Here is a 5,345-nt window from a genome sequence, read left to right on the forward strand (position 1 = left end):
CCAGTTGGCCGAGGTGCCATCGCTGGGACGCGTGCAGATGACCCGCAAGCGGATGGGCACGGGGCTGCTGGAAGTCTTCGGCGAACAGTGCGAAACATGTGCGGGCCGCGGCATCGTCACCCACGACGAGCCGGTGGAGCACCGCCGCGCCAACACGGTCGCCGCGGAGCACTATGTGCCGCGCACCGAGGCGCAGCCTGCTGCCCGCCCGGAACGCAAGAGCCGTCGCCGCGGTCGCGGAGGCCAGGGCGGAGAGACCGCGCCGGCCGCACCCGCGCCCGTCCACGCCGAGCCCACTGAGGCCGAACGCCACGCCAAGGCCGAGGCCACCCGTGCCGCGCTGGCCAACATCGCTGCCGCAGCGCACGCCGCGCACCTGCACGACGGGGAGGCAGCCGCAGCCAGCGACGCCGGGGCCCGCCAGGCCGCCGTCGACGCCGTCACGCAGCTCGCAGCCGCCGACGAGGCAGCCGGCCGCCCCGCAACGGTGCTGACGTTTGGCGGCGAGCAGGTGGCCCTACCCTTCGTCGAGCACGCGGAGGACGCGCCGTCACCGGCCCTGACCCTGGACCTGCTGACCGAGGCCTTCGCAAACCTGGGCGAAGCCGAGGCCGGCAAGCCGGATCAGGCCGCCGGCCTGGCGGCCGGTCAGGCAGCAGCTGTTGCCGCACCGGAAGCCACGGCGCCCGAGGCGCCGTCGGCCGTCCGCGCTACGGAGGCGCCGGCGTCACGCACAGCTGACACCACGACGCTGCGCGGCCGCCGCGGGCGCCGCAACCGGAGTGCCAGCCGCGCCCAGGGCGCAGCCAACGAAACCTCCGTGGAGCACCGCGAGGCAACCCGGCCGGCCACGGCCGGATCGGTCCACGAGGCCAAGGCTCCCGCCGCGGCCGGGCCTGCGTCCATCCCGGCCGGCAACGAGCCGATCATCCTCGGCGTCGGCGTGCCGGCGTCGGAGCTGTAGTCCTCCGCGACTGACCACGTCCCCGTCCGGTCATTATTTCGACTGGTCGGGCTGCGGGTCCGGGTCAGGGCAGACGTAACATACGTCCGCCCGGGCCCGGGCCCGCTCGTGCGTTAACGGGTCCTCCGGGTGGCAAGGGCTAGGCTGGAACACTGACACGGGGTGCCGGGCACCGGGCCGGCTGAGATCCAGACCCGTTGAACCTGTCCGGTTAGCACCGGCGAAGGGATGTCTTCCTTGTCCGCGAGATCGAATCCGTCCGAGTTCCTCCCGCCCAATTTTCTGCACAACGAGTCTCTGCCGGCCCCGCCGCGCATTCCCCGCGTGCTGGCCATCGCCGGCTCCGATCCCTCCGGCGGGGCCGGAATCCAGGCCGACCTGAAGAGCATCGCGGCGAACGGCGGCTACGGCATGGCCGCCATCACCGCCCTGACAGCGCAGAACACGCAGGGCGTGCGCGCCGTCCACGTCCCCCCGGCGGCGTTCCTCACGGCGCAGCTGGACGCCATCAGCGACGACATCGGCATCGACGCCGTCAAGATCGGCATGCTCGGTGACGCCGCCGTGATCGACGCCGTCCGCGGCTGGCTGGAAAAGGTGCGCCCCGCCGTCGTGGTCCTGGACCCGGTGATGGTCGCCACCAGCGGTGACCGGCTCCTGCAGGAATCGGCCGAGGCCGCCCTGCAGGCCCTCCTGCCGCTGGCGGACCTCATCACGCCCAACCTCGCCGAACTCGCCATCCTGCTCAAGGAACCCGTCGCTGCCGAGTGGTCCGAGGCCCTGGCGCAGGGCAAGCGGCTGGCCGCCCTGACCGGCACCACCGTCCTGGTTAAGGGCGGACACCTCCAGGGCGCCGGGCCGGGGGACGGGCATGCCCACGACGCCGATGCCCACGACGTCGACGGCCACGGCGCCGGCACCGGCTGCCCGGATGCCCTGGTCAACACCGGCGGCCTGCTCGGCCAGGAAACGGTGGTGGTGCCGGGGGAGCGGATCGCGACGCGCAACAGCCACGGCACCGGATGCTCCCTGTCCTCGGCCATGGCCACCGTGCAGGCCCGGGTGGGGGACTGGGAAGCGACGCTGCGCGAAGTCAAGCCGTGGCTGCTGGGCGCGCTCCGCGAAGCCTCGGCCCTGGACGTCGGCTCCGGCAACGGCCCGGTCCACCACTTCCACCACCTGCAGCACCTCCAGGGCAGGCAGGGTCCGGCGGCGGGGGAGTTCGCCGCAGCCCTGCGCGCAGGAGCCGCGGGCGATCTTGAGGCGATCTACGCCCTGGACTTCGTCCGCGGGCTGGCCGACGGCACCTTGCCCGAGCACGAGTTCGCGTACTACCTCGCCCAGGACGCCATCTACCTCAACGGCTACTCGCGGGTCCTGGCCCGGGCCGCGGCGATTGCCCCCACCGAGGCCGAGCAGCTGTTCTGGGCCCGTTCGGCGCAGACCTGCCTGGAAGTCGAATCCGAGCTGCACCGTTCCTGGCTCAGCACCCGCCCCACGGCCTCCACCCTGGGCCCGGTCACGAAAGCGTATGTGGACCACCTGCTGGCCGCCTCGGTCTCCGGCAGCTATGGCGTCCTCGTGGCGGCGGCGCTGCCCTGCTTCTGGCTCTACGCCGAGGTCGGTTCCACGCTGCACCGGGAGTTCCTGGCCGGTGGCGCCCCCGGGGAGCACCCCTACGCCGGCTGGCTGCGGACCTACGCCGACGAGGACTTCGCCGCCGCGACCCGGCAGGCCATCGCGTACACGGACACGGCGGCCGGGCGGGCATCGGAGAGCGAGCGGCAGGCCATGGCCCTGGCTTTCCGGCAGTCTTCGCGCTACGAAGTGGACTTCTTCGACGCGCCGCGGCTGTACGCCTGACGCGAGCTGGTCCGGACTACCGGTACGATGGTGGGGCGCGGTTCCGGAAGTCGTTGCGGCAACACAGCTCAAGATGGTCAAGATCCCGGCCAAGAACATTGGCAGGGACTTTGCATCAAGATGTTGTGGCGCCTATCACGGACTACCCGCCGGAACCAGCCTCATTTGCGGCCGAAGGCAAAATTAGCGTATTCTAGATCTTCGGTGCTTACGCCAACACTTGGGTTATGACCCTGAGAACGGTCCGCTTGGAATTCCAAATGGATTTGTTCCGGGGATAGCTCATGGGTTCCCCCGGGGAATCCACCGGCGTTGAGGCACAGCGTGAGCCGGTCCAAACAATTTGGCCCCTGGTTCCGCACGCAAATCTAGTAATAAACGTCGAGAGAAGTGAGTTCCCCAGTGGTGTACGCGATTGTCCGCGCAGGCGGCCGCCAAGAGAAGGTTTCCGTTGGAGACTTCGTTACCCTGAACCGCGTCCCCGGTGGAGCCGGCAGCACCTTTGAGTTGCCCGCACTGCTCCTGGTGGACGGTGACAAAGTCACGTCTGCTGCTGCGGACCTGGCCAAGGTAACGGTTACGGCTGAGATCCTCGAAGACCTCCGTGGTCCGAAGATCGTCATCCAGAAGTTCAAGAACAAGACCGGTTACAAGAAGCGTCAGGGCCACCGTCAGGAACTGACCAAGGTCAAGATCACCGGTATCAAGTAACTCTTCGTTACTGTTCAGGTTCCAGCAGATTCCCCAGAATTTTTGAAGGCAGGCATTTCAAATGGCACATAAAAAAGGCGCGAGTTCCACTCGCAACGGTCGTGACTCCAACGCCCAGTACCTCGGCGTCAAGCGCTTCGGTGGCCAGGTAGTTTCCGCAGGCGAGATCATCGTCCGCCAGCGCGGCACCCACTTCCACCCGGGCGCCGGCGTAGGCCGCGGCGGGGACGACACCCTGTTCGCCCTGACCCCCGGTGCTGTCGAGTTCGGCACCCGCCGTGGTCGCCGCGTTGTGAACATCGTGGCTGCTGCAGCTGCAGAGTAACAATAAGTTCTAAATCGGTGGGGCGGGCCATTAGGTCCGCTCCACCGGTGTTTTAACCGCATTACAATCATCTTGGGCGCCTTTGGGGGTCCGGGGAACAGCACTGAGGAGATCCACGTGGCGAGCTTTGTAGACCGGGTAGTACTGCACGTATCCGGCGGTACCGGCGGCCACGGCTGTGTCTCCGTCCACCGCGAGAAGTTCAAGCCCCTCGGCGGTCCCGACGGCGGCAACGGCGGCAACGGCGGCGACGTCATCCTGCGCGTTGACCCCCAGACCACCACCCTGCTCGACTACCACCACGCGCCCCACCGGCACGCCACCAACGGCGGCCCCGGCATGGGTGACTGGCGCGGCGGTAAAAACGGCGAAACCCTGATCCTTCCGGTGCCGGTCGGCACCGTAGTGAAGTCCAAGTCCGGCGAAGTCATCGCCGACCTCGTGGCCGAAGGCGACGAATACATCGCCGCCGCCGGCGGCATTGGCGGCCTCGGCAACGCCTCGCTGTCCTCCCAGAAGCGCCGCGCGCCCGGCTTCGCGCTGCTCGGCATCGAAGGCGAATCCAGCGACGTCGTCCTGGAACTGAAGTCCATCGCCGACATCGCCCTCGTCGGCTTCCCCTCCGCCGGCAAGTCCAGCCTGATCGCCGCCATGTCCGCCGCCCGGCCCAAGATCGCGGACTATCCCTTTACCACCCTCATCCCCAACCTCGGCGTCGTCCAGGCCGGTGAAGTCCGCTTCACCATTGCCGACGTCCCCGGCCTGATCGAGGGCGCGAGCGAGGGCAAGGGTCTCGGCCACCACTTCCTACGCCACGTCGAGCGGTGCGCCGCCCTAGTGCACGTGCTGGACTGCGGCACGCTCGAATCGGACCGCGATCCGCTCTCCGACCTCGCCATCATCGAGGCCGAGCTGGAGAAATACGCCGTCGACATGAGCTACAGCGGGTCCGACGGCGAAGTCGTACCGCTGAACCACCGCCCGCGCCTCGTGGCCCTGAACAAGGTTGACCTGCCGGATGGCAAGGACATGGCCGAGTTCGTCCGCCCGGAGCTCGAATCCCGGGGCTACAAGGTCTTCGAAATCTCGGCGACGAGCCACGAAGGCCTCCGCCAGCTTGGCTTCGCCATGGCTGAAATCGTCAAGGCCGCCCGCGACGCCGTCGCCGCGACCCCGCCGAAGGTACACGCCCCCGTGCTGCGCCCCCGCGCCGTCAACGAGACCGGCTTCACGATCCGCCGCGAGGAAAAGAACCTTGAGCCGCTCTTCCGCGTCCTCGGCGACAAGCCCGTGCGCTGGGTCAAGCAGACAGACTTCACCAACGAGGAAGCGATCGGCTATCTCGCCGACCGCCTGGCCAAGCTCGGCGTCGAAAATGAACTGTTCAAGCAGGGCGCCAAGCCGGGCGACATGGTGGTCATCGGCGAGGACGACGGCGTCGTCTTCGACTGGGAGCCGACCATGATGGCCGGTGCTGAGCTG

General features: G+C 68.4%; 4 protein-coding genes, 1 pseudogene and 1 riboswitch. All 5 genes and pseudogenes read left to right on the forward strand.

Going from position 1 to position 5,345, the window contains the following annotated elements; genetic code table 11:
• Nucleotides 1-964: pseudogene (locus LQV45_RS16960) on the forward strand (ribonuclease E/G); the annotation flags it as partial.
• A 148-nt stretch (nt 965-1,112) separates the two neighbouring features.
• A riboswitch (TPP riboswitch) is annotated at nt 1,113-1,210 on the forward strand.
• Between the two features lie 69 nt (nt 1,211-1,279).
• Nucleotides 1,280-2,827 (forward strand): bifunctional hydroxymethylpyrimidine kinase/phosphomethylpyrimidine kinase, encoded by a 1,548-nt coding sequence (locus LQV45_RS16965; RefSeq protein WP_230008034.1) that lies wholly within the window; start codon nt 1,280-1,282, stop codon nt 2,825-2,827.
• 402 nt (nt 2,828-3,229) lie between these two features.
• Nucleotides 3,230-3,538, forward strand: a complete 309-nt coding sequence (rplU, locus tag LQV45_RS16970) for a 50S ribosomal protein L21 (RefSeq protein WP_018773353.1) — start codon at nt 3,230-3,232, stop codon at nt 3,536-3,538.
• Between the two features lie 61 nt (nt 3,539-3,599).
• Nucleotides 3,600-3,863 (forward strand): 50S ribosomal protein L27, encoded by a 264-nt coding sequence (gene rpmA / locus LQV45_RS16975; RefSeq protein WP_009372867.1) that lies wholly within the window; start codon nt 3,600-3,602, stop codon nt 3,861-3,863.
• A 117-nt stretch (nt 3,864-3,980) separates the two neighbouring features.
• A partial coding sequence (gene obgE, locus LQV45_RS16980; RefSeq protein ID WP_230008033.1) for a GTPase ObgE occupies nt 3,981-5,345 on the forward strand: 1,365 nt, incomplete at its 3' end.

Source organism: Microbacterium sp. Bi128 (assembly GCF_918698205.1).